Here is a 22,242-nt window from a genome sequence, read left to right as displayed (position 1 = left end):
AAAAAAGATAAAATATTTGTGCAAAAATAGAAGATGTGTTATTCTTTTATCACAAATTCAGTTTTCTGAGAATGTGGGAAGAAAAAGAACCGGTTTTATTTCGTTGAATTCTAATAATCTTGCGGCAGTCGCTGCAGTGAAAATCAAATTTGTAAAAAAACATGAGAAAAGAAAAAGGGATAAAGGCGCTGAGGAAAGCGCGTATTTTTGATTGCTTCATATAATTATGTTTGCTACAATGAAGGAGGAAATCGGTTGAAAAATAAAAGAATACACAGGAAGTATAAAGACAGGGTTTTCCGTATTATTTTTCGAGATAAAAAGGAACTTCCGGAGCTGTATAACGTGGTTAATGACAGCGCGTATACGAATCCCGATGAACTGACGATCACAACGATTGAAGATGTTGTGTACATGGGAATGAAGAATGACTTGTCCTTTATTATCGGTGATGTGATGAATTTATATGAACATCAAAGTTCATATAGTCCAAATCTGCCGCTGAGAGGATTGTTTTACTTTGCGTCGCTTTACCGGGAACGGATCGAAGATGTGAAACAAAAGCTCTATATGAACGTTCCTTTACATATCCCGTTCCCGCAGTATATTGTTTTTTATAACGGAACGAAACAAGAGCCGGAACGACAGGAACTGAAACTAAGCGACTTGTTTGTTAAGACGGGAAAAGAAGTGCCGCCGGCGCTTGAATGTAAAGCGGTTGTGCTGAATATTAATTTTGGTCACAACAGAGAACTTATGGAAAAGTGTGTGACACTGCGGGAATATTCCCGGTTTGTCGTAATGATCCGTCAGCAGATGTCAGGAGAACTTCCGTTTGAAGAGGTGGTAGACACTTGCATCCGTCAGGGAATTTTGTCTGAAATACTTCGTAAAAATCGGTCGGAGGTAATCGATATGATTTTGACGGAATATAATGAGGAAGAGTTTTCTTTATCGGAAGGTGAAGCGGAACAATATGTGAAAAAAGTGCTTGACAATTTGGATGAGTAGTGATATTTTATAAAAGTAATTGACTGCCGAAGACAGCAGGTGCCGTTAGGCATAAGGTTGAGAACGCCTGCCGAGGAAGATACGAATTCTTTTTAAAAAGAACATTTGTAAACCTCTGTGTCTTCTGTCGCAGAGGTTTTTTGTATAGGCGACGAGCCAAAGTTCGGGGTTGCCCGGGATGTTGGTAATCGCCTGCAATCCCGGGACGTGCCTTTCGGCGCTTCCGATGATTGAAGGTCTCAGGACGCAGTCATTTAAAATCTATAAGGAGGTGCACCTGGACGTGGCAAAAGTTGAATTAAAACAACCGATCGTAGCAGCTATCGCAGAAGACATCAAAGATGCTCAGTCTGTAGTTATCGTTGACTACCGTGGACTTACAGTAGCACAGGATACAGAGCTTCGTAAAAAGCTCAGAGAAGCCGGCGTTACTTACAAAGTATGTAAGAACACAATGATGAAGAGAGCATTTGAAGGAACAGAGTTCGCGGGTCTGGATGAGTATTTAGAAGGACCGAGCGCACTTTGCGTATCTAAGGAAGATGCGACAGCTCCGGCCAGAATTCTTGCAGAGTTTGCTAAGACAGCAGACAAACTTGAGATGAAAGCCGGTGTAATTGAAGGAACTGTATATGATGTAGCCGGATTGAATGAACTGGCTAAGATTCCGTCAAGAGAGGTACTTCTCTCCAAATTGCTCGGAAGCTTGCAGTCACCGATTACAAACTTTGCTCGTGTTATTAAACAGATCGCTGAGAAAGACGGCGAGGCAACAACAGAGGCTCCGGCCGAAGAAGCGGCAGCAGAGGAGTAAAATACAGATGTGCCGGATATGCGGCGCAATGTAAAAAGGAACAAAATCTGAACCGGAGATCAGAAGAAGAGTCCGGCAGAGTAAATTTAAAAATGGAGGATATCAAAAATGGCTAAAATGACAACAGCTGAAATGATCGAAGCGATCAAAGAGTTATCAGTATTAGAGTTAAATGAATTAGTAAAAGCATGTGAAGAAGAGTTTGGTGTATCTGCAGCAGCAGGCGTTGTAGTTGCAGCAGCAGCAGACGGTGGCGCAGCAGCAGAAGAAAAAGATGAGTTTGACGTAGAACTCGTATCTGCAGGAGCTTCCAAAGTTAAAGTTATCAAAGCAGTTCGCGAGATCACAGGTCTTGGACTGAAAGAAGCAAAAGAGCTTGTTGACAACGCTCCGAAGACACTCAAAGAGGGTGTTTCCAAAGCAGAGGCTGAGGAGATCAAAGCTAAACTTGAGGCAGAAGGTGCAGAAGTTAGCATGAAATAATCGGAGTTTCCGATAACTTTATGAACGTCTTTAAGTAAGACGGTCTTAAGAAAATCAACCGCAGAAGATAAAATGCTTCTGCGGTTCTTTTGTCTTTGTTGTGCGTTTACGTTAAACATCGCCGTTTGTCGAAAAGTGACGCATAATATCATATATGAAGAAAAATGTCAAGAAAAAAATGGGAAATGTTATTGACAACGAAAAGAGCTTTGTGTTATAGTTAAAAATGCACTATTATGGAAAGGTATGCCGTATTAGAAGCGTTATTACTATTACAAGGCTCTTTTCATTTACGCGAAGCAACGTGCCAAAATCTCTGTTTATACGGTGTTTTGGCGACTGCCACGATAACGGGAATAATTGAGATGCAAGAGAAGTCCCGTTTGTAAAGATTCAGGTCATTCGATGTTGTCCGACAAAGGAGATGCGGACAACGAAAGAGGAATGATTGAAAAAATGATAGAGGAGTGAAACGTCAATGGAGAAAAACAGAATCCGTCCCATTAAAACCGGAAAAAGTTTCCGCATGAGTTACTCACGGCAGAAAGAAGTATTGGAGATGCCTAACCTCATTGAAGTTCAAAAAGATTCCTATCAATGGTTTCTTGACGAAGGACTCAAAGAGGTGTTCGACGATATTTCCCCGATCGCTGATTACAGCGGACACTTAAGTCTGGAATTCGTAGATTTCACACTTTGCGAGGACGATGTGAAATATACGATCGATGAGTGTAAAGAGCGCGATGCGACTTATGCTGCTCCCTTAAAAGTGAGAGTCCGTCTCCACAATAAAGAGACTGATGAGATTAACGAGCATGAGATTTTTATGGGAGATCTTCCGCTGATGACAAAGACGGGTACATTTGTTATCAACGGTGCAGAGCGTGTTATCGTCAGTCAGCTCGTGCGTTCTCCGGGAATTTATTATGGCATTGCTCATGATAAACTCGGAAAGAAACTGTACTCATCTACAGTGATCCCAAACCGAGGCGCATGGCTTGAATATGAGACAGACTCCAACGACGTTTTTTATGTGCGCGTCGATCGTACAAGAAAAGTTCCGATCACAGTGCTGATCCGTGCACTTGGTATCGGAACGAATGCAGAGATTGTTGATCTTTTCGGTGAAGAGCCGAAGATCCTTGCAAGCTTTACAAAGGACACTGCGGAGAGTTATCAGGAAGGTCTTTTGGAACTGTACAAGAAGATCCGCCCGGGCGAGCCGCTTGCAGTAGACAGCGCGGAAAGTCTGATCAACAGCATGTTCTTTGATCCGAGAAGATATGATCTCGCAAAGGTTGGACGTTATAAATTCAATAAGAAACTGATGCTGAAAAACCGTATTGCAGGCTGCATACTTGCAGAGGATGCGGTGAGTCAGCTTACGGGAGAGATAGTTGCTGAAAAAGGTACGAAGATTACTCGTGAACTTGCAGATAAGATCCAGAACAATGCCGTTCCTTATCTGTGGGTAGAAGGTGAAGATGAAGAGAGAAACATCAAGATCCTTTCTAATATGATGGTAGATCTTCAGGCTGTTACAGATATCGATCCTGAAGAAGTAGGTGTTACGGAGCAGGTATATTATCCGGTTTTGGCGGGGATTATCGAAGAGTCCGCAGGAGACATCGAAGAGATGAAAGCGTTGATCAAACGTGACATTCACGATTTGATCCCGAAGCATATTACAAAAGAGGACATCCTCGCGTCCATCAACTATAATATGCATCTTGAATATGGCATGGGAACGGATGATGACATTGACCATTTGGGTAACCGCCGTATCCGCGCAGTAGGAGAATTGCTCCAGAATCAGTACAGAATCGGTCTTTCAAGATTAGAAAGAGTTGTCCGTGAGCGTATGACGACACAGGATCAGGAAGGAATTTCCCCGCAGTCACTGATCAATATCAAACCGGTGACGGCAGCGGTGAAAGAGTTCTTCGGTTCTTCTCAGTTGTCTCAGTTTATGGATCAGAACAACCCGCTTGGAGAGCTGACACATAAGAGACGTCTTTCCGCACTTGGACCGGGAGGTCTTTCCAGAGATCGCGCCGGATTCGAGGTTCGAGACGTACATTATTCACACTATGGAAGAATGTGTCCGATCGAGACGCCTGAAGGTCCGAACATCGGTCTGATCAACTCTTTGGCAACATATGCGCGAATTAATCAGTATGGATTTGTTGAAGCGCCATATCGTTGGATTGATAAGTCTGATCCGGAAAATCCGGTCGTTACAGAAAAAGTTGTTTATATGACAGCTGACGAAGAAGACAATTATCATGTGGCACAGGCGAATACACCGCTTGATGAAGAAGGCCACTTTATTCATAAAAATGTATCCGGTCGTTACAGAGAGGAAACACAGGAATACGAGAGAAGCAAGTTCGATTACATGGATGTTTCTCCGAAGATGGTATTCTCAGTCGCTACGGCTCTGATTCCGTTCCTTGAAAACGACGATGCCAACCGTGCTCTTATGGGATCGAACATGCAGCGTCAGGCAGTTCCGCTTCTGACGACAGAGGCTCCGGTAGTCGGTACGGGTATGGAAGTAAAAGCTGCCGTTGACTCGGGAGTATGTGTTGTCGCAGAACGGGCGGGAACAGTAGAAAGCTCTACGTCAAAAGAGATCGTTGTCCGCGAAGAAGACGGCAAGAAGACATCTTATAAGCTGACAAAATTCCAGCGAAGCAACCAGAGTAACTGTTACAATCAGCGTCCGATCGTTAATAAAGGCGACGTTGTTGCGGCAGGACAGGTTATTGCAGATGGACCGTCTACATCAGGCGGAGAGATGGCTCTTGGTAAGAACCCGCTCATCGGTTTTATGACATGGGAAGGTTATAACTACGAGGATGCTGTTCTTCTGAGTGAGAGACTTGTACAGGATGATGTTTATACTTCTGTTCATATCGAAGAATATGAGGCAGAGGCAAGAGATACAAAACTCGGACCTGAAGAGATCACGAGAGATATTCCGGGCGTCGGCGATGATGCGTTGAAAGACCTTGATGAGAGAGGAATCATCCGTATCGGTGCGGAAGTGCGCGCCGGAGATATTCTCGTCGGAAAAGTAACTCCGAAAGGAGAGACAGAGCTTACGGCTGAGGAGAGACTTCTCCGTGCGATTTTCGGAGAGAAAGCCCGTGAAGTAAGAGATACATCCTTGAAAGTGCCGCACGGTGAGTATGGTATCGTTGTAGATGCGAAAGTATTTACAAGAGAAAACGGCGACGAGCTTTCACCCGGGGTAAATCAGGCGGTCAGAATTTACATCGCGCAGAAGAGAAAGATATCTGTAGGAGATAAGATGGCCGGACGTCACGGTAACAAGGGTGTCGTTTCCCGTGTGCTTCCGGTAGAGGATATGCCGTTTCTTCCGAACGGGCGCCCGCTGGATATTGTTTTGAATCCGCTTGGTGTGCCGTCTCGTATGAATATCGGACAGGTGCTTGAGATCCACTTGAGTCTTGCGGCGAAAGCTCTTGGATTTAACATTTCTACGCCTGTCTTTGACGGAGCAAACGAGATCGACATTATGGATACTCTTGATCTGGCAAATGATTATGTCAATCTTGAGTGGGAAGAGTTTGAGAAAAAGCATGGACAGGAGCTTCTTCCGGAAGTATTGCAGTACCTGTCTGACAATAGAGAACACAGAAACCTTTGGAAAGGCGTTCCGCTCTCAAGAGACGGTAAAGTGCGTTTGAGAGACGGACGTACAGGTGAGTATTTCGACAGTCCGGTAACAATCGGACACATGCACTACCTGAAACTTCACCATCTTGTAGATGATAAGATCCATGCGCGTTCTACAGGTCCTTACTCCCTCGTTACGCAGCAGCCGCTCGGTGGTAAAGCACAGTTCGGCGGACAGCGTTTCGGAGAGATGGAAGTTTGGGCGCTGGAGGCGTACGGCGCATCTTATACACTGCAGGAGATCCTGACAGTGAAGTCCGACGACGTTGTAGGTCGTGTGAAGACTTACGAGGCGATCATCAAAGGAGAAAATATACCGGAACCGGGTATTCCGGAGTCATTTAAGGTGCTTTTAAAAGAGCTTCAGTCTCTTGCGTTGGATGTGCGTGTCCTGCGTGATGACAATACAGAAGTAGAGATTATGGAGAACGTAGATTACGGCGAGACAGATCTGCGTCACATTATCGAAGGAGACAGAAAGTACCGTGATGAGAATGAATCTTTCGGTGATCACGGATTTAGTGAGAAGGAGTTTGTAGGCGAGGAACTCGAGGATGTTGAACCTGAGGAAGAGCCGGATGATGATGCCCCGGTGGACATTGAGTTTGACGAGTATTCCGATTATGAGGAAGAATAAGAGGAGGATCCAAATATATGCCAAACAATAATGAACAACAATATCAACCGTTAACATTTGACGCGATCAAGATCGGTCTGGCTTCACCGGAAAAGATCATGGAATGGTCAAGAGGTGAGGTTACAAAGCCGGAGACGATCAACTACAGAACATTAAAACCGGAAAAAGACGGACTGTTCTGTGAGAGAATCTTCGGACCGAGCAAAGACTGGGAGTGTCATTGTGGAAAATATAAAAAGATCCGTTACAAAGGTGTTGTTTGTGACCGATGCGGCGTCGAGGTTACAAAGGCAAGTGTGCGTCGTGAGCGTATGGGGCATATCGCCCTTGCCGCTCCGGTGTCTCATATCTGGTATTTCAAGGGAATTCCGAGCCGTATGGGATTGATCCTTGATATCTCTCCGAGAACATTGGAAAGAGTGCTTTACTTTGCTTCATACATTGTTCTCGACAAAGGAGAGACGGATCTTCAGTATAAACAGATTCTCTCTGAGACAGAGTATCAGGAACAGAAAGAGAAGTGGGGCAGCGGCTCATTCCGCGTAGGCATGGGAGCCGAGGCAATCAAAGAACTTCTGGAAAGCATCGATCTTGAAAAAGAATATGCAGAACTTCAGGCAGGGTTGGAAAATGCGACAGGTCAAAAGAGAGCGAGAATCGTGAAACGCCTTGAAGTTGTTGAGGCGTTCCGTGAGTCGGGCAACCGTCCGGAATGGATGATCCTTTCTGCAATTCCGGTTATTCCGCCGGATCTTCGTCCTATGGTACAGCTTGACGGAGGCCGTTTTGCGACAAGTGATTTGAATGATCTGTACAGAAGAATCATTAACAGAAACAATCGTCTGAAAAGACTGCTTGAGCTTGGAGCGCCGGACATTATTGTAAGAAATGAAAAACGTATGCTTCAAGAAGCGGTAGACGCTTTGATCGACAACGGACGCCGTGGACGTCCGGTTACAGGCCCGGGAAACAGAGCACTGAAATCACTTTCAGATATGCTGAAAGGTAAATCCGGACGTTTCCGTCAGAACCTGCTTGGAAAACGTGTCGACTATTCGGGACGTTCTGTTATCGTCGTAGGACCGGAACTTAAGATTTATCAGTGCGGTCTTCCGAAAGAGATGGCAATCGAACTGTTTAAACCGTTTGTTATGAAAGAACTTGTGGCAAACGGAACAGCACATAATATAAAAAATGCAAAGAAAATGGTAGAGAGACTTCAGCCGGAAGTTTGGGATGTTCTTGAGGAAGTGATCAAGGAACATCCGGTTATGCTTAACCGCGCCCCCACGCTTCACAGACTCGGTATCCAGGCATTTGAGCCGATTCTTGTAGAAGGTAAGGCAATCAAGCTCCATCCGCTCGTTTGTACAGCGTACAATGCCGACTTCGACGGTGACCAGATGGCGGTACACGTTCCGCTGTCACAGGAAGCTCAGGCAGAGTGCCGTTTCTTGCTTCTTTCACCGAACAACCTGCTGAAACCGTCTGACGGAGGACCGGTGGCGGTTCCTTCACAGGATATGGTTCTCGGTATTTATTATCTGACGCAGGAAAGACCGGGAGTAAAGGGCGAAGGAATGTTCTTTAAGAGCATGAGCGAAGCAATTCTTGCATATGAGAACGGATATATTACGCTCCACTCGCGAATCAAAGTTCGTGTAACTAGAATGATGCCGGACGGAACTGAGAAGACAGGAACGATCGATGCGACACTCGGACGTCTTTTGTTTAATGAGATTATTCCGCAGGATCTTGGATTCGTAGATCGAGAGGTAGAAGGAAACGAGCTGCTTCTCGAGGTTGATTTCCATGTCGGAAAGAAACAGTTGAAACAGATTCTTGAAAAAGTAATCAATACTCACGGAGCAACACAAACAGCGGAAGTGCTTGACAATGTAAAGGCAATCGGATACAAATTCTCTACAAGAGCGGCTATGACTGTATCAATTTCAGATATGACGGTGCCGCCGCAGAAACCTCAGATGATCGAGGAAGCACAGAATACCGTAGATAAAATCACAAAGAATTACAAACGTGGTCTTATAACAGAAGAAGAGCGTTATAAAGAAGTTGTCGAAACTTGGAAAGCAACCGATGATAAGCTGACAGAGGCTCTGCTGACAGGTCTTGATAAATATAATAACATCTTTATGATGGCTGACTCTGGAGCCCGTGGATCTGATAAGCAGATCAAGCAGCTTGCAGGTATGCGTGGACTTATGGCAGATACGACAGGACGTACGATCGAGTTGCCTATCAAATCAAACTTCCGTGAAGGTCTTGACGTACTTGAATATTTCATGTCTGCTCATGGTGCTCGTAAAGGTCTGTCAGATACGGCTCTTCGTACAGCCGATTCAGGTTACCTGACGAGACGTCTTGTAGACGTATCTCAGGAATTGATTATCCATGATTCTGATTGTGCAGAAGAAGGAAAAGAGATTCCGGGAATGTATGTATCTGCATTTATGGATGGAAATGAAGAGATTGAGAGCCTTCAGGAGCGTATTACAGGACGCTATTCCTGTGAGGACATCAAAGATAAAGACGGAAATGTACTCGTAAAAGCAAACCACATGATCACACCGCGCCGCGCGGAACGCGTTATGAAAAAAGGCGTGGATGAGAACGGCGAGTCACTGAAGAAAGTGAAGATCCGTACGATCCTTACATGTAAATGTAAGAACGGCGTATGTGCAAAATGTTACGGAGCAAACATGGCGACAGGAGAAGCGGTTCAGGTCGGAGAAGCAGTTGGTATTGTGGCTGCCCAGTCGATCGGTGAGCCGGGAACACAGCTTACAATGCGTACGTTCCATACAGGAGGAGTTGCCGGTGACGATATCACACAGGGTCTTCCGCGTGTCGAGGAGCTTTTCGAGGCGAGAAAGCCGAAAGGTCTTGCGATCATCACGGAATTTGCCGGACGCGCAATGATTTCCGACACGAAGAAGAAACGTGAGATCATCGTTACAAATGATGAGACAGGCGAATCAAAGGCGTATTTGATCCCGTACGGTTCTCGTATTAAAATACAGGACGGCGTGATGCTTGAAGCCGGAGACGAACTGACGGAAGGTAGTGTAAATCCGCATGATATTCTGAAGATCAAAGGTCTTAGAGCCGTTCAGGATTATATGCTTCAGGAAGTGCAGAGAGTATACCGTCTGCAGGGTGTTGAGATCAACGATAAGCATATCGAGGTTATCGTTCGCCAGATGTTGAAGAAAGTCCGCATCGAAGAGAAGGGTGATACAGAATTCCTTCCGGGAACAATGGTTGACGTTCTTGAATTCAATGAAGTAAACGAGCGTCTTGAAGAAGAAGGAAAAGAGCCGGCTATAGGCGAGCAGATCATGCTTGGTATTACGAAAGCTTCACTTGCTACAGATTCCTTCCTTTCAGCCGCATCTTTCCAGGAAACAACGAAAGTTCTTACCGAAGCGGCAATCAAAGGAAAAGTCGATCATCTTGTCGGTCTGAAAGAAAACGTAATTATCGGTAAACATATTCCGGCGGGTACGGGTATGAAAAAATATCGTGACGTAGCGTTAAATACAGATGCCAGAGCAGAAGCGATGCTGGCAGAGGAACTTGAAACTGAAGAGAGCGCAGAAGGAGAGAATGCAGAAGTGGAAAACGCTGAGGCAGTAAGCGCAGATGCAGTAAATGAAAGTTTGGAAAACGAAGAGACAGCGTTGACGGATGAAGTGATGGATACAGAAGAAGCAGATGATGAAGAGGCTTTTGTCACAGAAGAATAAAAGATCATTGTTCTGCTAAGCAAGAAAGTGCAAGAATAATAAACAAGAAAGACAAAGAATAAGATAAAATAAAAACTCCGTATACAGATTCGGGATAAAACCCGGTGACGTATACGGAGTTTTTTGTTCAGCTCTGTAAAAAACATGCATAAGATAAGAAAATCATTGATTTTATTTAATCATAAAGAGAAGCTCCGAATCGAATTTTTCGATAAATCTTCAGAAAAATTATGACAGGAAGGCTGATCAGAATGTAGAGTGTAGAAAAAACTCCGACAGAGCCTCCGATTAGCATAAGTAAAATTAAACCGATATTCATTGTAGGTCACTCCTTAAAATAAATTTTGCGGTTTTACACAAAAAAATAATTTTCTGTGCAAAACAAATGAAATAAAAACAAATCAGTCTCTATTTTAAAGGAGCAAAGTGTAAAATGGAATAAAGCGGCAAAAACCTTAGCGGGTTTTTAACATTTACTCATCTTCATCTTCAGCCATACGATAGCCGACTCCGACTTCGGTAAAAATGTATTGAGGCTGTGCGGGATCTTCTTCGATTTTTCGGCGGATATTGGCCATGTTGACACGAAGAATCTTATTGTCATTATCAGCGTAAGGTCCCCATACATTTGAAAGAATCGATGCATATGTAATGACTTTTCCGGAATTTTGCGCCAGATATGCTACAATCTTATATTCGATCGGAGTCAGATGGACAGCATTGCCGCGAATCGTGAGCAGCCGTTTGGAAAAGTCAAGTATTAAATCCTTATGTCGGTAAGGACGGATATAGAAGGTGCTGTCAGTGAGCAGACGATTGCTGTGTCTGAGGGAAGCGCGGATCCGTGCAAGAAGCTCGGAAGTTCCGAATGGTTTTGTAATATAATCATCAGCACCCAGATCAAGAGCCGCAACCTTTTCCCGTTCGGCAGTGCGGGCGGAAATAACGATGATCGGAGTACTTGCCCATGTACGGACGTCCCGGATAATAGAACAGCCGTCCATGTCCGGAAGTCCCAGATCAAGAAGGATAAGATCCGGGCATCGGGAACGGATCATTTCCAGTCCTTGCTTACCGGTATCGGCATAAAGAACCTGATAGTCATGACGTTTTAAAACCTTTCCCATGAAAGTTTGTATATTTTTTTCATCTTCAATGATTAAGACTGAAAATTTAGGCATTTGCTTCAACCTCCTTTTCTTTTGGAAGTGTAAAAATAAATTCGGCGCCGTGTTTGTGATTGACAGCGGTTAATTTCCCTCCATGAGCTTCTATGATCGTCTTACAGATTGACAGACCGATTCCGATTCCTTTATGGTGGTCTGAATTTTTTCCGGAACTGCGCTGACCTTCAAATATATAAGGAAGCTGTTCGGGATCGATTCCCTTTCCGTAGTCACGGACAGAAAAAGAAACACACTCTTTTGTCTGTGTAATGATCAGATCGATCTCTTCCGTACTTTCAGAATGAACGGAAGCATTTTCCAGAAGATTAATGAGAACCTGTTCGATTAATGTGGCGTCCATGGGAATCATAAGAAAATCATTCGGCATATGGACTTTGATACGGACGTCCGAAAGCCGTTTTCTGAGCCGTTGTATAGCCTCTGAAACGACTTCTTCGACGACTTCCGGAGACTTCTTCACTTTGTCTTGAGAGTTGTTGTCTATGCGCGTGATCGTAAGAAGATTCTCGACCATATTCAGCAGCCATTCAGAATCCTCTTTAATATTTGATACAAGTTCGGTTCGTTCATATTCGGTCATATCTGATCCGTTTTCCAAATAAGAAGAGGAAGAGCCGATAATACTTGTGAGTGGTGTTCGCAGATCATGTGATACGGCACGTAAAAGATTTGCACGCAGTTTTTCTTTATCAGCTTCTGCCAGCGCTTTTTCTCGTTCCGCAGCGGCTTTTTGATGTTGTTTTAAAGAAGTTGTTGTTGCGCTTGTGATTAGTGTGATCGCGAGCATCCCGATAAACGTGACAGGATATCCGTCCAATGAAAAATTAAATTTAAAAAATGGATAAGAAAAAAGGAAATTAACGGCGATGACGCAGAATAAAGAGGCGACAATGCCGTATACATATCCGGACGTCTTAAGAGCGGTCAAAATGAGCGCAAGCGTATAGATCACAGTGATGTTTGCTGAATTTTTATTTCCTAAGTGAAAGAAACAAAAAGAGACAGCAGTCGCAGTGAAGAGCATGAAAGCTGTAAATAGTGTGTCAGAAATCGTTTTTTTTCGTTCTGTTTTGTTGTTTTGTCTGTTCATAGTAATTTATTCGCTTAAAGTATGAAAAAAGCATGGAGAGCGGTCTTAGACCGGCTCTCCGTTTTTGTATTTCTGAAGAACATGCTGGATTCTTTCGTTCGGACTTAAAATAGAACTAAGAGATCCGTCATGATTCAATGTATCGATGATAAGAGCAATATATTTGCTCATATCACAGTTGATGTAATATGGTTTAGACAAAAGCTCCGGTGTCTGGTAGATCAGGTTTGTCGTAAGGATACCGTGAATAATACCGTCTTCATATGCTTTGTCGAATTTCTCCATACCGTTTGTAAACAGACCGAATGTAGCCGCAGCGAAAATCCGGTTTGCTTTACGCTGTTTCAGTTCCGTAGCGACATCTATGATGCTGTCGCCTGAAGAAATCATATCGTCGATGATGATGACATCTTTTCCCTCTACGGAAGAGCCAAGGAATTCATGAGCAACGATCGGATTACGTCCGTCTACAATCTTTGTGTAATCGCGGCGTTTATAGAACATACCCATGTCAAGGCCAAGTACGTTGGCAAGATATACGGCACGGTTTGTTCCGCCCTCGTCAGGACTGATCGCCATCATATGATCTGCGTCGATCTGTAAGTCTTTGACATTGCGCAGAAGCCCTTTTATAAACTGATATGTCGGAGAAACTGTTTCAAATCCGCTCAGCGGGATCGCATTTTGTACACGTGGGTCATGAGCGTCAAAAGTAATGATGTTTTCAACTCCCATGCGTACAAGTTCCTGCAAAGCAAGAGCGCAGTCGAGTGATTCACGGGAACTTCTTTTGTGCTGACGGCTCTCATATAAAAACGGCATGATAACATTGATACGTCGTCCTTTTCCGCCAATGGCAGCGATAATTCTCTTTAAGTTCTGGAAATGATCGTCAGGAGACATGTGATTTGTCTTTCCCGCAAGAGAGTAAGTAATGCTGTAATTACATACATCTACCATAAGATACAGATCTTTTCCGCGAACGGATTCTCCGAGAACTCCTTTTGCTTCTCCTGAGCCAAAGCGCGGAACGCGGGCATCAAGAAGATAAGAATCTTTTTCATATCCCGAAAATGCAATATCGTCGCGAAAAGCATTTCCGCTTTCGTGTCTCCATTTTACAAGATAGTCATCTACTTTCTTTCCCAGTTCTTCACATCCCGTGAGGGAAATAAGACCAAGACTTCCTACCGGAATATTTTCCAAAATTCGTTCTGTTCGGCGTAACATTAATGTACCTCCCTATTTTTTAATTTTTTCTTGATTCGTATATCATCACCGATTATCTTTAACAATGCATAGCTGCTTGTGATTCTCGAGAAAGAGCGCTCGGTATAAAGATTGGCAAGCGATTCAAGAGAAAGATTTGTTGAGATGATCGTTGATTTCTTGTGAATGAGACGTTCGTTGATACATGTAAAAAACTGTGCGGCAATGAACGCATTTGTGTACTCGCTTCCAAGATCATCAATGATCAGAAGATCACAGTTGAATATATAGTCATTCATATTTTTTGAATCGACGTCATTGCGGTCAAATTTTGTCTGCGTAAGTACACTGAAAAGCTGCGGCGCCGAGAAATAGAGAACCGAAAATTCACGTTCCATGATTTCGCGGGCGATACAGGTGGAAAGGAAAGTTTTTCCGACTCCGACGCTCCCATAGAAAAAGAGATTGTTGAATTCCTTTCCGAAGTTATTTATAAAGCGATGGCATATATTTAATGTCTCTTCCATCATAGCGCGGGCGTTTTTTCCCGTTGTTTTATCATACTGGGAAGCCGGATAAAAATCAAGGTCAAAATAGTCGAAAGATGCTTCTGTCGGAAATTCTTTGATATTGGACTGTTCATATAAAAGCTCAATAACGGAGCGTTTGAAACAGTGACATTTTTCGTTTCCGATATATCCGGTGTCCATGCAGTCGGGACAATCGTAGATCGGTTCCAGATAATCTTTGGGAAATCCGGCAGAAGTAAGAAGGTTCTTTTTGTTCTGCCGCAGGATTGCAAGCTCTTCTTTGAGAGAAGACAATGCTTTCGGATCGCCGTTTAGCATTTTTTTGCCATACTGCACTGAAAGGATGGAAATCGATTCATCCAGTGATTTGAATTCCGGAAGTTTTTTGTAAACTTCTTCATAACGCTTCATTTGAAGATCGTGATTTTTCAATCTGGTTTGTTCGTACTCCCGCATCAGTGCATAATATTGTGAATTTTTAAGTGCCATGGAGATACTCCTTCTACTTGCCGTCTGGCTCAATGATAATCGTTTTGTTAATTGCTTTTCAGCAGTTGTTCTTCAAGTGATTCCATATCGTAACTGCGGCGCTCAAAATTGTTCAGATTCTTTGTTACAGGTTTTTGCCGCGCGGCAGTTCTTACGGCAGAGTTCTGTTTCTGATGAGCTTCGTCAAGCGCCGAGATCTCTTTTAAGTGACGGATATTGTGTTCATGCCACTTTGTCAGAATAGAATCGGCATATTCAAAGCTCGGCTGGTGTGTAGAGGTAATCGTGCGTCTGCACGCCTCTGCGATAATGTCAGAGGAAAATGCATACTGCTCAGACCATTTTTTGATAAATTCAAGTTCTGAGGCAGCAGGTCCTCTGCCTTTGATACCGAACGCATTCAGTACAGTGTAGCAGCTTCTGGAATAGAGCATAGACTGCTCTTTTGCCTGAGAGACTGTCTCGATTCCTTCTTCGACCCATGAAAAAGCGACCTTTTTGATATAGTGGATGCTTTTATGTCCGTTTTCTACACAAGATTCGATCAAATACTCAATCAGATCTGCCGACATATGCAGTGTATCATAAAAATAAGTAATTGTCTCCATTTCAGTATGTGTTAATGTTTTTCCCAAATATTGTTCTGCAATAAAGAGGAGAGATTTTATTTCTTTTTGTGCCCGAAATTCGTCAATAGCGACGGCTTTTTGAATGGATGCATTTGAAGCGGATGCTGTCTGGCGTGAAGCTGTGTGCAGCCCTTCTTTATTATGTATAGAGTGAACCGGATCTGTCAGACCTGCAGATAAAGAAATATCTGACTGAGGCTGAGAAGGAAGATTCCGGTCGGACACATTTTGTATCGTGGAGCGGACAGTCTGCGGCGCAATGCCTCCGGCAGGAGAATCGGTATTCCGGGACGCGGGAGGAGTCCATGCACATGCAAAACTTTGCAGTTCGAGAGATGTGATTTTTCCGTCCGCCGCATATTCTGATCGGAGCAGTCCTTCGGATTCCCAATATCTAAGCGCCCGCAAGATGTCTTTTTCCGTATTGTTGAGACAATCTGCAATCATAGAAAGTGTCAGCGCAGGATTGTCGTCTTCGGCATGCCGCAGAAGAAAAAGATATACTTTTATAAATTCGCCGTTGGCATTGACCATGTAATTGTCGATAAAATCGTTTGGCAGCAGCGTCGCGTTTGTCTGAAATTTATTTTTTAATGTCAGTGTTTTCATACTTACTCCATCCTGTTTCATTATTCTTAAGTGTTTTGTGAAGGTCAAAGCGGCGCTGCCGCGTTTTTCCCGGTTCAGCCCGCGCCAATCGCAAACGCGTCCTGCGGACTCAAAGCGGCGCTGCCGCGGTTTGCTCATGAAAAAGCGCTCGCCGTATAGGGAGTCTCCCAGTTCAGCCCGCGCCAATCGCAAACGCGTCCTGCAGACTCAAAGCGGCGCTGCCGCGGTTTGCTCATGAAAAGGCGCTCGCCGTATAGGGAGTCTCCCAGTTCAGCCCGCGCCAATCGCAAACACGTCCTGCGGACTCAAAGCGGCGCTGCCGCGGTTTGCTCATGAAAAGGCGCTCACTCCATCTCGGTACTTGTTCGCAAAGTCATACGAGTATGACTTATGCTTACAAGCACGGAGATGGGCTGAACTGGGGTTAACAAAAAGCGGACATGGAATCCGCTTTTGTCAGGTGTTTCTTATATAGTATCATTTTACTGCCGGGTAAAAAAGGGCTTTTTTGTTGGTAACTTGCTCTTTTTTGTAGATAACTATGTGGAGAACTTAAAAATAGCTTCTACGATGTTTATTTTAGCAGATTTTCACCGATTGTAACAACGTCTCCGGCTCCCATTGTGATGAGCAGATCACCGGGACGGCAGTTTTCTTTCAGGAATGCTTCAATCTGTGCAAAGCTTGGGAAGTAGTGCGTATCTGTTCCGAGTTTTTCGGTTTCTTTCGCCAGATCTGCCGAGGAGATGCCGAGAGTATCTGTTTCTCTTGCAGCAAAGATATCGGCAAGTACGAGGTGGTCTGCATGAGAGAGCGCCTCTGCGAATTCATGGAAGAACGCTTTTGTCCTTGTATAAGTATGAGGTTGGAATACACACCACACACTGTTGTGCAAAGAGTGCTGCGCTGCTTTTAATGTGGCAAGAATCTCTGTCGGATGGTGTGCATAATCATCAATAACAGTTACTCCGTTAAATTCCCCTTTATATTCAAAACGGCGGTCTGTTCCTGTAAAAGACAACAATCCTCTCTTAGTGATATCTATAGAAAGACCAAGAATATCAGCAACGGCAATGGCGGACAGAGCGTTTGAAACATTATGGTCGCCTGTTACCGACAACTGGATATGATCCGCATATTCACCGCGGCGGAACAAGTCAAATGCGACATGTCCGTTTTCGTCATAAGTAATATTTTTCGCGCTGTAATCAAAACATCCGTTTGTTCCGTATGTCACGACATTGCAGGAAAGACCTTCGTATATCTCGGCATAATCTTTGATCTCGGCATTGATAATAAGAGTTCCGTCTTCAGGAAGCAGTTCCGCAAACTGATGAAATGAATGACGAATATCTTCCAGATCTTTGAAGAAATCGAGGTGATCCTCTTCGATATTAAGGATTACGCTGATTTTTGGGAAGAAATGAAGAAAACTGTTCGTATATTCACATGCTTCCGTAATAAACGTACCTGAATTTCCGACACGGATATTTCCTCCGATCGCCTTCAAAATACCTCCGACTGAAATCGTCGGGTCGAGATCTCCTTCCAGTAAAATATGAGAGATCATGGACGTTGTCGTTGTTTTCCCGTGAGTTCCGGAAACTGCGATCGGCGTATCGTAGTTTTTCATAAGCTGTCCGAGCAGTTCTGCGCGGGTCAGCATCGGAATTTTCAGCGCAACTGCTTCGATCAGTTCAGGATTATTTCGATTGATTGCCGCAGTGTAAACGACACAACCGATATCCCGTGTGATATTTTCCGCTTTCTGACCATAGATAATATGAGCGCCTTCAGAAACCAGTTTCTTCGTTAAAGGAGATTCCTTTGTGTCGGAGCCGGATACAGTGAATCCTTCTTTTAAAAGGATTTCCGCAAGTCCGCTCATGCTGATACCGCCGATTCCTATAAAATGGATATGGATCGGTTCGTTAAAATCAATTTTATACATAATGCTTCCTCTTTTCTTTCACCTAAATGGGTTGAAAGTAACAGTTTCGTCTGCGCCATTCGTAAAATCGCGCTGTATAGCTGAACTGTTACAATTAAAATGCACCGTTATTTCTATGTGTAACAATCGTTTTTTAAAAATTAGTCATAAAATATCATAACCTACTATATTATACTATATATGCAAAAAATTGAAAGAAGTTCTTTTTGTGCGAAATAAACAAAAAGTTAAAAATGTTAAAGAAAAAATTGTAAAAAATGATTGGATAAACATGAAAATATGATATAATAAATATATCTAACTAGAAATGAGGTGACGTAATGTTTAAAAAAGAGATGATTGCAATGCTTTTAGCAGGCGGGCAGGGCAGTCGATTGGGGGTTCTTACAGCAAAAGTCGCAAAACCTGCCGTAGCATTTGGCGGAAAATACCGTATTATCGACTTTCCGCTGAGTAACTGTATTAATTCAGGAATTGATACAGTAGGAGTGCTGACTCAGTACCAGCCGCTGAGGCTGAATACTCATATCGGAATAGGAATTCCGTGGGATTTAGACAGAAATGTCGGAGGTGTATCGATACTTCCTCCTTATGAGAAGAGTTCTAACAGTGAATGGTACACCGGTACGGCAAACGCGATTTATCAGAATCTTGATTATATGGAGACGTATAATCCGGATTATGTTCTTATTCTTTCAGGCGACCATATTTACAAAATGGATTACGAAGTGATGCTTGATTTTCACAAAGCGAATCATGCGGATGTGACGATCGCGGCAATGCCTGTTCCGATTGAAGAGGCGAGCCGGTTCGGCATCGTTGTTACTGATCATGAGAGCAGGATTAAAGAGTTTGAAGAAAAACCGGAAAAACCAAGCAGTAATCTGGCGTCGATGGGTATTTATATCTTTAGCTGGCCGGTGTTAAAAGAAGCTCTTATCAAGTTGAAAGATCAACCGAATTGTGATTTCGGAAAACATATTATTCCGTATTGTCACGACAAAGGGGACAGGCTTTTTGCATATGAATATAACGGTTATTGGAAAGACGTAGGAACATTGAGTTCGTACTGGGAAGCCAATATGGAACTGATTGATATTATCCCTGAATTTAATTTATATGAAGAATTCTGGAAGATCTATACGAACAGCGCGAATATCCCACCTCAGTATATTGCGCAGGACGGAGTGGTAGATCGGTGTATTATCAGCAACGGAACAGAGGTGTACGGGGAACTGCATAATTCGGTTTTAGGCGGAAGAGTGCGCGTCGGAAAGGGAAGTGTCGTTCGTGATTCGATTATTATGCAGGGAGTAACGATTGGAGAGAACTGTGTGATAGACAGGGCGATCATAGCAGAAGATACGGTAATCGGAGATAATGTTGTGATCGGAATCGGAAGCGATGTGCCGAACAAGATGAAACCGAACATTTACAGTGGAGGACTTGCTACGATCGGCGAGAACTCTGTGATTCCGTCAAACGTGCAGATCGGAAAAAATACTGCGATCAGCGGAGTGACAGCGGCGGAAGATTATGAGGACGGCGTACTTGCAAGCGGCGAAACCTTGATAAAGGCAGGTGAGAGAGTATGAGAGCAGTAGGACTTATTTTGGCAGGAGGAAACAGCAGGAAGATGCGCGAGCTGACTGCAAAAAGAGCGGTGGCTGCGATGCCGGTAGCGGGAAGCTATCGTGCGATTGATTTTGTACTCAGCAATATGACAAATTCTCATATTCAGAAAGTTGCCGTGCTGACACAGTACAATGCCAGATCGCTGAACGAGCATCTGAACTCATCAAAATGGTGGGATTTCGGAAGGAAACAGGGAGGATTGTTCGTGTTCACGCCTACGATTACGGCTGACAACGGATATTGGTACAGAGGAACGGCAGATGCCATTTACCAGAATCTGGATTTCCTGAAAAAATGTCATGAACCATATGTGATCATTACTTCTGGTGATGCGGTTTATAAGCTGGATTATAATAAAGTGCTTGAGTATCATATTGCGAAGAAAGCAGACATAACGGTTGTGTGCAAGGATCTTGAACCGGGAGAAGATGCCACGAGATTTGGAACGGTTCGCATGAATGAAGAATCAAGGATCGAAGAGTTTGAAGAAAAGCCGATGGTGGCTCATTCGCATACGATTTCAACAGGAATTTATGTTCTCCGCAGAAGACAACTGATCGATCTGATCGAGCATTGTGCGGAAGATGAAAGACATGATTTTGTAAACGATATTTTGATTCGTTATAAAAATCTGAAAAAAATATACGGATATAAGATCAACAGTTATTGGAATAATATCTCAACGGTAGATGCGTATTATAAGACAAATATGGATTTCCTGAAACCGGAAGTAAGAAACTACTTTTTCAGAGAGCTTCCAAGCGTATATTCAAAGGTAAGCGATCAGCCGCCTGCAAAATATAATCCGGGCGCAGTTGTGAAAAACAGTCTTATCGGAAGCGGAAGCATCGTAAACGGAACGATTGAAAATTCCGTTATCTTTAAAAAAGTATTTGTCGGTAATAATTGTGTGATCAAAAATTCAATTATATTGAATGATGTATATCTGGGAGATAATACATATATCGAAAATTGTATCGTAGAGAGCAGGGATACAATAAGAGCGAATACAAGATACGTCGGAGAAAACGGCGTAGAAGTTGTAGTAGAGAAAAATGAGCGTTACGCATTGTAAAAAAGCGGCGTAATACTCCGAAAAGGCAGAAAAGAAAGGAGATCTGAACCTATGCAGATCACAGATGTACGAGTGCGAAAAGTTGCGAAAGAGGGAAAATTAAAAGCGGTTGTATCCATTACGATCGACGATGAATTTGTTGTTCATGACATTAAAGTTATAGAAGGAGAGAAAGGAATGTTCATTGCCATGCCAAGTAAAAAAGCAATGGACGGTGAGTACAGAGATATTGCACATCCGATCAATTCTAATACGAGAGAACGGATTCAGTCTATGATTTTAGAAAAATATGAGCAGGCATTAGCAGAAGAGCCGGATGGGGAAAATCCATAGATAATGTATGATAGATACCTGATAATATGAAATATAAAACGTACCCTAATAAAAGAAAACGCATATCAAGAAGCGTGTCGGATCATTAGGGTACGTTTTAGTTTTATTTATTGGCTGACGATGACTGTTTGATAACCGGCGCTTCGCAGCCGACGTTCTGTTTCTGCCGCATCGTGAAGTGTGGGGAAAACGCCTACCATGACTCGGTATAATCCGTTTCCCTCGACGACAGAGGCAGGAAAGTCAAGTTCGGACAACTCCCGGCGGAGTCGTTCGGCATACAGGGGATTACGAAATGCGCCTGTTTGAACTGTGTAGCGAGGCGGAAGAGGAACGACAGGAACGTTGTCTTCATTAGGAAAGGCATCATCAGGATATGTGTTTTCATCAGGCAGCGGAGCGACCGGAGCTTCATTTTCATCCGGAAGAGGAACAACAGGGGTATTGATGCCGAGTGTATCGAGGATGCCTTCAGCTATGGCAAGGGCGATATCGCTGAAGTTATCGTCAAAGAGCATGTTGTCCGTGTCAGAATTGATAAATCCGACTTCGACAAGAACCGCAGGCATTTTTGTGCGTCGGAGGACAACGAGCCCGGGGCGGGCTTTTACTCCGAGATTTACAAAACCGATCCCCTCAAGTTGTTCGTTTATATTTTCCGCCATCTCCAGTTTAATGCCGGATTTGTCGTAGACAAGAGATTCGACTCCCGAGACAGCGTTATCTTGCGGAAAAGAATTACGATGGATAGAGATGAAAAAATCGACTCCGGCTTCATTTGCTTCCATTGCCTTTTGATAAGGCGACTCGTAAATATCTGTCGTGCGTGTATAGAGAACATCGATTCCCCGCTCCTGCAGAATCTGTCCGATGGCAAGTGTAAGAGAAAGTGTATCGATCTTTTCCTGTCTTCCGTTGTATACAGCTCCCGGATCGCGTCCCCCATGTCCGGCGTCAAGCATGATTGAGTACGGCAAAGTAATATCCTCCTGAATTTTTTATCTGATCTATATAAAATATGCGCTCAGATAAGTAATGTTACAAAATGGATCAATCCCGGAATGTGCCTTTTGGTACTTTCGGGATTG

Annotated in this window: 16 protein-coding genes and 1 other annotated feature; of the genes, 9 read left to right on the top strand and 7 right to left on the bottom strand. The window is 43.6% G+C overall.

Annotated features, from left to right (window positions below; all coding sequences use genetic code 11):
• Positions 1 to 73: 73 nt before the first annotated feature.
• The 6 genes from RUMTOR_RS13310 to rpoC all read left to right on the top strand — a co-directional run bounded on the left by RUMTOR_RS13310 (position 74) and on the right by rpoC (position 10,417).
• Complete coding sequence (locus RUMTOR_RS13310) at positions 74 to 211, top strand: hypothetical protein (RefSeq protein WP_207634935.1); 138 nt, start codon at positions 74 to 76, stop codon at positions 209 to 211.
• 44 nt (positions 212 to 255) lie between these two features.
• Positions 256 to 1,011, top strand: a complete 756-nt coding sequence (locus tag RUMTOR_RS07950; RefSeq protein ID WP_242647697.1) for a hypothetical protein — start codon at positions 256 to 258, stop codon at positions 1,009 to 1,011.
• A gap of 8 nt (positions 1,012 to 1,019) precedes the next feature.
• Positions 1,020 to 1,162, top strand: a sequence feature (ribosomal protein L10 leader region).
• A gap of 132 nt (positions 1,163 to 1,294) precedes the next feature.
• Complete coding sequence (gene rplJ / locus RUMTOR_RS07945) at positions 1,295 to 1,825, top strand: 50S ribosomal protein L10 (protein WP_044998142.1); 531 nt, start codon at positions 1,295 to 1,297, stop codon at positions 1,823 to 1,825.
• Between the two features lie 108 nt (positions 1,826 to 1,933).
• Entirely contained in the window at positions 1,934 to 2,308 is a 375-nt protein-coding gene (gene rplL / locus RUMTOR_RS07940; protein ID WP_004846905.1) for a 50S ribosomal protein L7/L12, read from the top strand.
• A 478-nt stretch (positions 2,309 to 2,786) separates the two neighbouring features.
• On the top strand, positions 2,787 to 6,650 hold the full coding sequence (gene rpoB, locus RUMTOR_RS07935) for a DNA-directed RNA polymerase subunit beta (RefSeq protein WP_004846900.1): 3,864 nt from the start codon (positions 2,787 to 2,789) through the stop codon (positions 6,648 to 6,650).
• 17 nt (positions 6,651 to 6,667) lie between these two features.
• The gene (gene rpoC / locus RUMTOR_RS07930; RefSeq protein ID WP_004846898.1) at positions 6,668 to 10,417 is read left to right on the top strand and encodes a DNA-directed RNA polymerase subunit beta'; all 3,750 of its coding nucleotides are present in this window, start codon (positions 6,668 to 6,670) and stop codon (positions 10,415 to 10,417) included.
• A 473-nt stretch (positions 10,418 to 10,890) separates the two neighbouring features.
• Here the strand turns inward: rpoC and RUMTOR_RS07925 are convergent, their stop codons facing one another.
• The 6 genes from RUMTOR_RS07925 to murC all read right to left on the bottom strand — a co-directional run bounded on the left by RUMTOR_RS07925 (position 10,891) and on the right by murC (position 18,111).
• A complete protein-coding gene (locus RUMTOR_RS07925) occupies positions 10,891 to 11,598 on the bottom strand; it encodes a response regulator (protein ID WP_004846892.1) in 708 nt (235 codons plus the stop codon).
• Entirely contained in the window at positions 11,591 to 12,694 is a 1,104-nt protein-coding gene (locus tag RUMTOR_RS07920; protein ID WP_004846890.1) for a sensor histidine kinase, read from the bottom strand. Before RUMTOR_RS07920 ends, RUMTOR_RS07925 begins: the two co-directional genes overlap by 8 nt.
• A gap of 45 nt (positions 12,695 to 12,739) precedes the next feature.
• On the bottom strand, positions 12,740 to 13,924 hold the full coding sequence (locus RUMTOR_RS07915) for a ribose-phosphate pyrophosphokinase (protein ID WP_004846887.1): 1,185 nt from the start codon (positions 13,922 to 13,924) through the stop codon (positions 12,740 to 12,742).
• Positions 13,924 to 14,922, bottom strand: a complete 999-nt coding sequence (locus tag RUMTOR_RS07910) for an ATP-binding protein (RefSeq protein ID WP_004846885.1) — start codon at positions 14,920 to 14,922, stop codon at positions 13,924 to 13,926. The genes RUMTOR_RS07915 and RUMTOR_RS07910 overlap by 1 nt, the downstream gene beginning before the upstream one ends.
• A 47-nt stretch (positions 14,923 to 14,969) precedes the next feature.
• Positions 14,970 to 16,160 (bottom strand): DnaD domain protein, encoded by a 1,191-nt coding sequence (locus RUMTOR_RS07905; protein ID WP_009243031.1) that lies wholly within the window; start codon positions 16,158 to 16,160, stop codon positions 14,970 to 14,972.
• Positions 16,161 to 16,734: 574 nt separating this feature from the next.
• Entirely contained in the window at positions 16,735 to 18,111 is a 1,377-nt protein-coding gene (murC, locus tag RUMTOR_RS07900) for a UDP-N-acetylmuramate--L-alanine ligase (RefSeq protein ID WP_004846882.1), read from the bottom strand.
• Positions 18,112 to 18,431: 320 nt separating this feature from the next.
• On the opposite strand from murC, the gene RUMTOR_RS07895 reads away from it, so the two are divergent.
• From RUMTOR_RS07895 to spoVG, 3 genes are read left to right on the top strand one after another with little or no spacing between them, the layout of a single operon-like run.
• Complete coding sequence (locus tag RUMTOR_RS07895; RefSeq protein WP_004846879.1) at positions 18,432 to 19,706, top strand: glucose-1-phosphate adenylyltransferase; 1,275 nt, start codon at positions 18,432 to 18,434, stop codon at positions 19,704 to 19,706.
• Complete coding sequence (gene glgD, locus RUMTOR_RS07890; protein WP_004846876.1) at positions 19,703 to 20,821, top strand: glucose-1-phosphate adenylyltransferase subunit GlgD; 1,119 nt, start codon at positions 19,703 to 19,705, stop codon at positions 20,819 to 20,821. Before RUMTOR_RS07895 ends, glgD begins: the two co-directional genes overlap by 4 nt.
• A 51-nt stretch (positions 20,822 to 20,872) precedes the next feature.
• Positions 20,873 to 21,154: a septation regulator SpoVG gene (spoVG, locus tag RUMTOR_RS07885; protein ID WP_004846875.1), complete on the top strand. Its 282-nt coding sequence runs from the start codon at positions 20,873 to 20,875 to the stop codon at positions 21,152 to 21,154.
• A 107-nt stretch (positions 21,155 to 21,261) separates the two neighbouring features.
• On the opposite strand, the gene RUMTOR_RS07880 is transcribed toward spoVG, so the two are convergent.
• On the bottom strand, positions 21,262 to 22,131 hold the full coding sequence (locus RUMTOR_RS07880) for an N-acetylmuramoyl-L-alanine amidase (RefSeq protein ID WP_009320113.1): 870 nt from the start codon (positions 22,129 to 22,131) through the stop codon (positions 21,262 to 21,264).
• Positions 22,132 to 22,242 lie beyond the last annotated feature (111 nt).

Origin of the sequence: [Ruminococcus] torques ATCC 27756 (assembly GCF_000153925.1) — a bacterium.
Taxonomy (GTDB): domain Bacteria; phylum Bacillota; class Clostridia; order Lachnospirales; family Lachnospiraceae; genus Mediterraneibacter; species Mediterraneibacter torques.
The sequence above is the reverse complement of the archived record's forward strand: the minus strand, read 5'-3'. Positions and strand labels throughout refer to the sequence as shown.

Excerpts from the sequence above, each read along its gene's own strand:
- spoVG (WP_004846875.1), top strand. The coding sequence starts at position 20,873 with ATGCAGATCACAGATGTACGAGTGCGAAAAGTTGCGAAAGAGGGAAAA.
- rpoC (WP_004846898.1), top strand. The coding sequence starts at position 6,668 with ATGCCAAACAATAATGAACAACAATATCAACCGTTAACATTTGACGCG.
- RUMTOR_RS07905 (WP_009243031.1), bottom strand. The coding sequence starts at position 16,160 with ATGAAAACACTGACATTAAAAAATAAATTTCAGACAAACGCGACGCTG.
- rplL (WP_004846905.1), top strand. The coding sequence starts at position 1,934 with ATGGCTAAAATGACAACAGCTGAAATGATCGAAGCGATCAAAGAGTTA.
- RUMTOR_RS07895 (WP_004846879.1), top strand. The coding sequence starts at position 18,432 with ATGTTTAAAAAAGAGATGATTGCAATGCTTTTAGCAGGCGGGCAGGGC.
- RUMTOR_RS07910 (WP_004846885.1), bottom strand. The coding sequence starts at position 14,922 with ATGGCACTTAAAAATTCACAATATTATGCACTGATGCGGGAGTACGAA.
- glgD (WP_004846876.1), top strand. The coding sequence starts at position 19,703 with ATGAGAGCAGTAGGACTTATTTTGGCAGGAGGAAACAGCAGGAAGATG.
- rpoB (WP_004846900.1), top strand. The coding sequence starts at position 2,787 with ATGGAGAAAAACAGAATCCGTCCCATTAAAACCGGAAAAAGTTTCCGC.
- RUMTOR_RS07925 (WP_004846892.1), bottom strand. The coding sequence starts at position 11,598 with ATGCCTAAATTTTCAGTCTTAATCATTGAAGATGAAAAAAATATACAA.
- RUMTOR_RS07920 (WP_004846890.1), bottom strand. The coding sequence starts at position 12,694 with ATGAACAGACAAAACAACAAAACAGAACGAAAAAAAACGATTTCTGAC.
- murC (WP_004846882.1), bottom strand. The coding sequence starts at position 18,111 with ATGTATAAAATTGATTTTAACGAACCGATCCATATCCATTTTATAGGA.
- RUMTOR_RS07915 (WP_004846887.1), bottom strand. The coding sequence starts at position 13,924 with ATGTTACGCCGAACAGAACGAATTTTGGAAAATATTCCGGTAGGAAGT.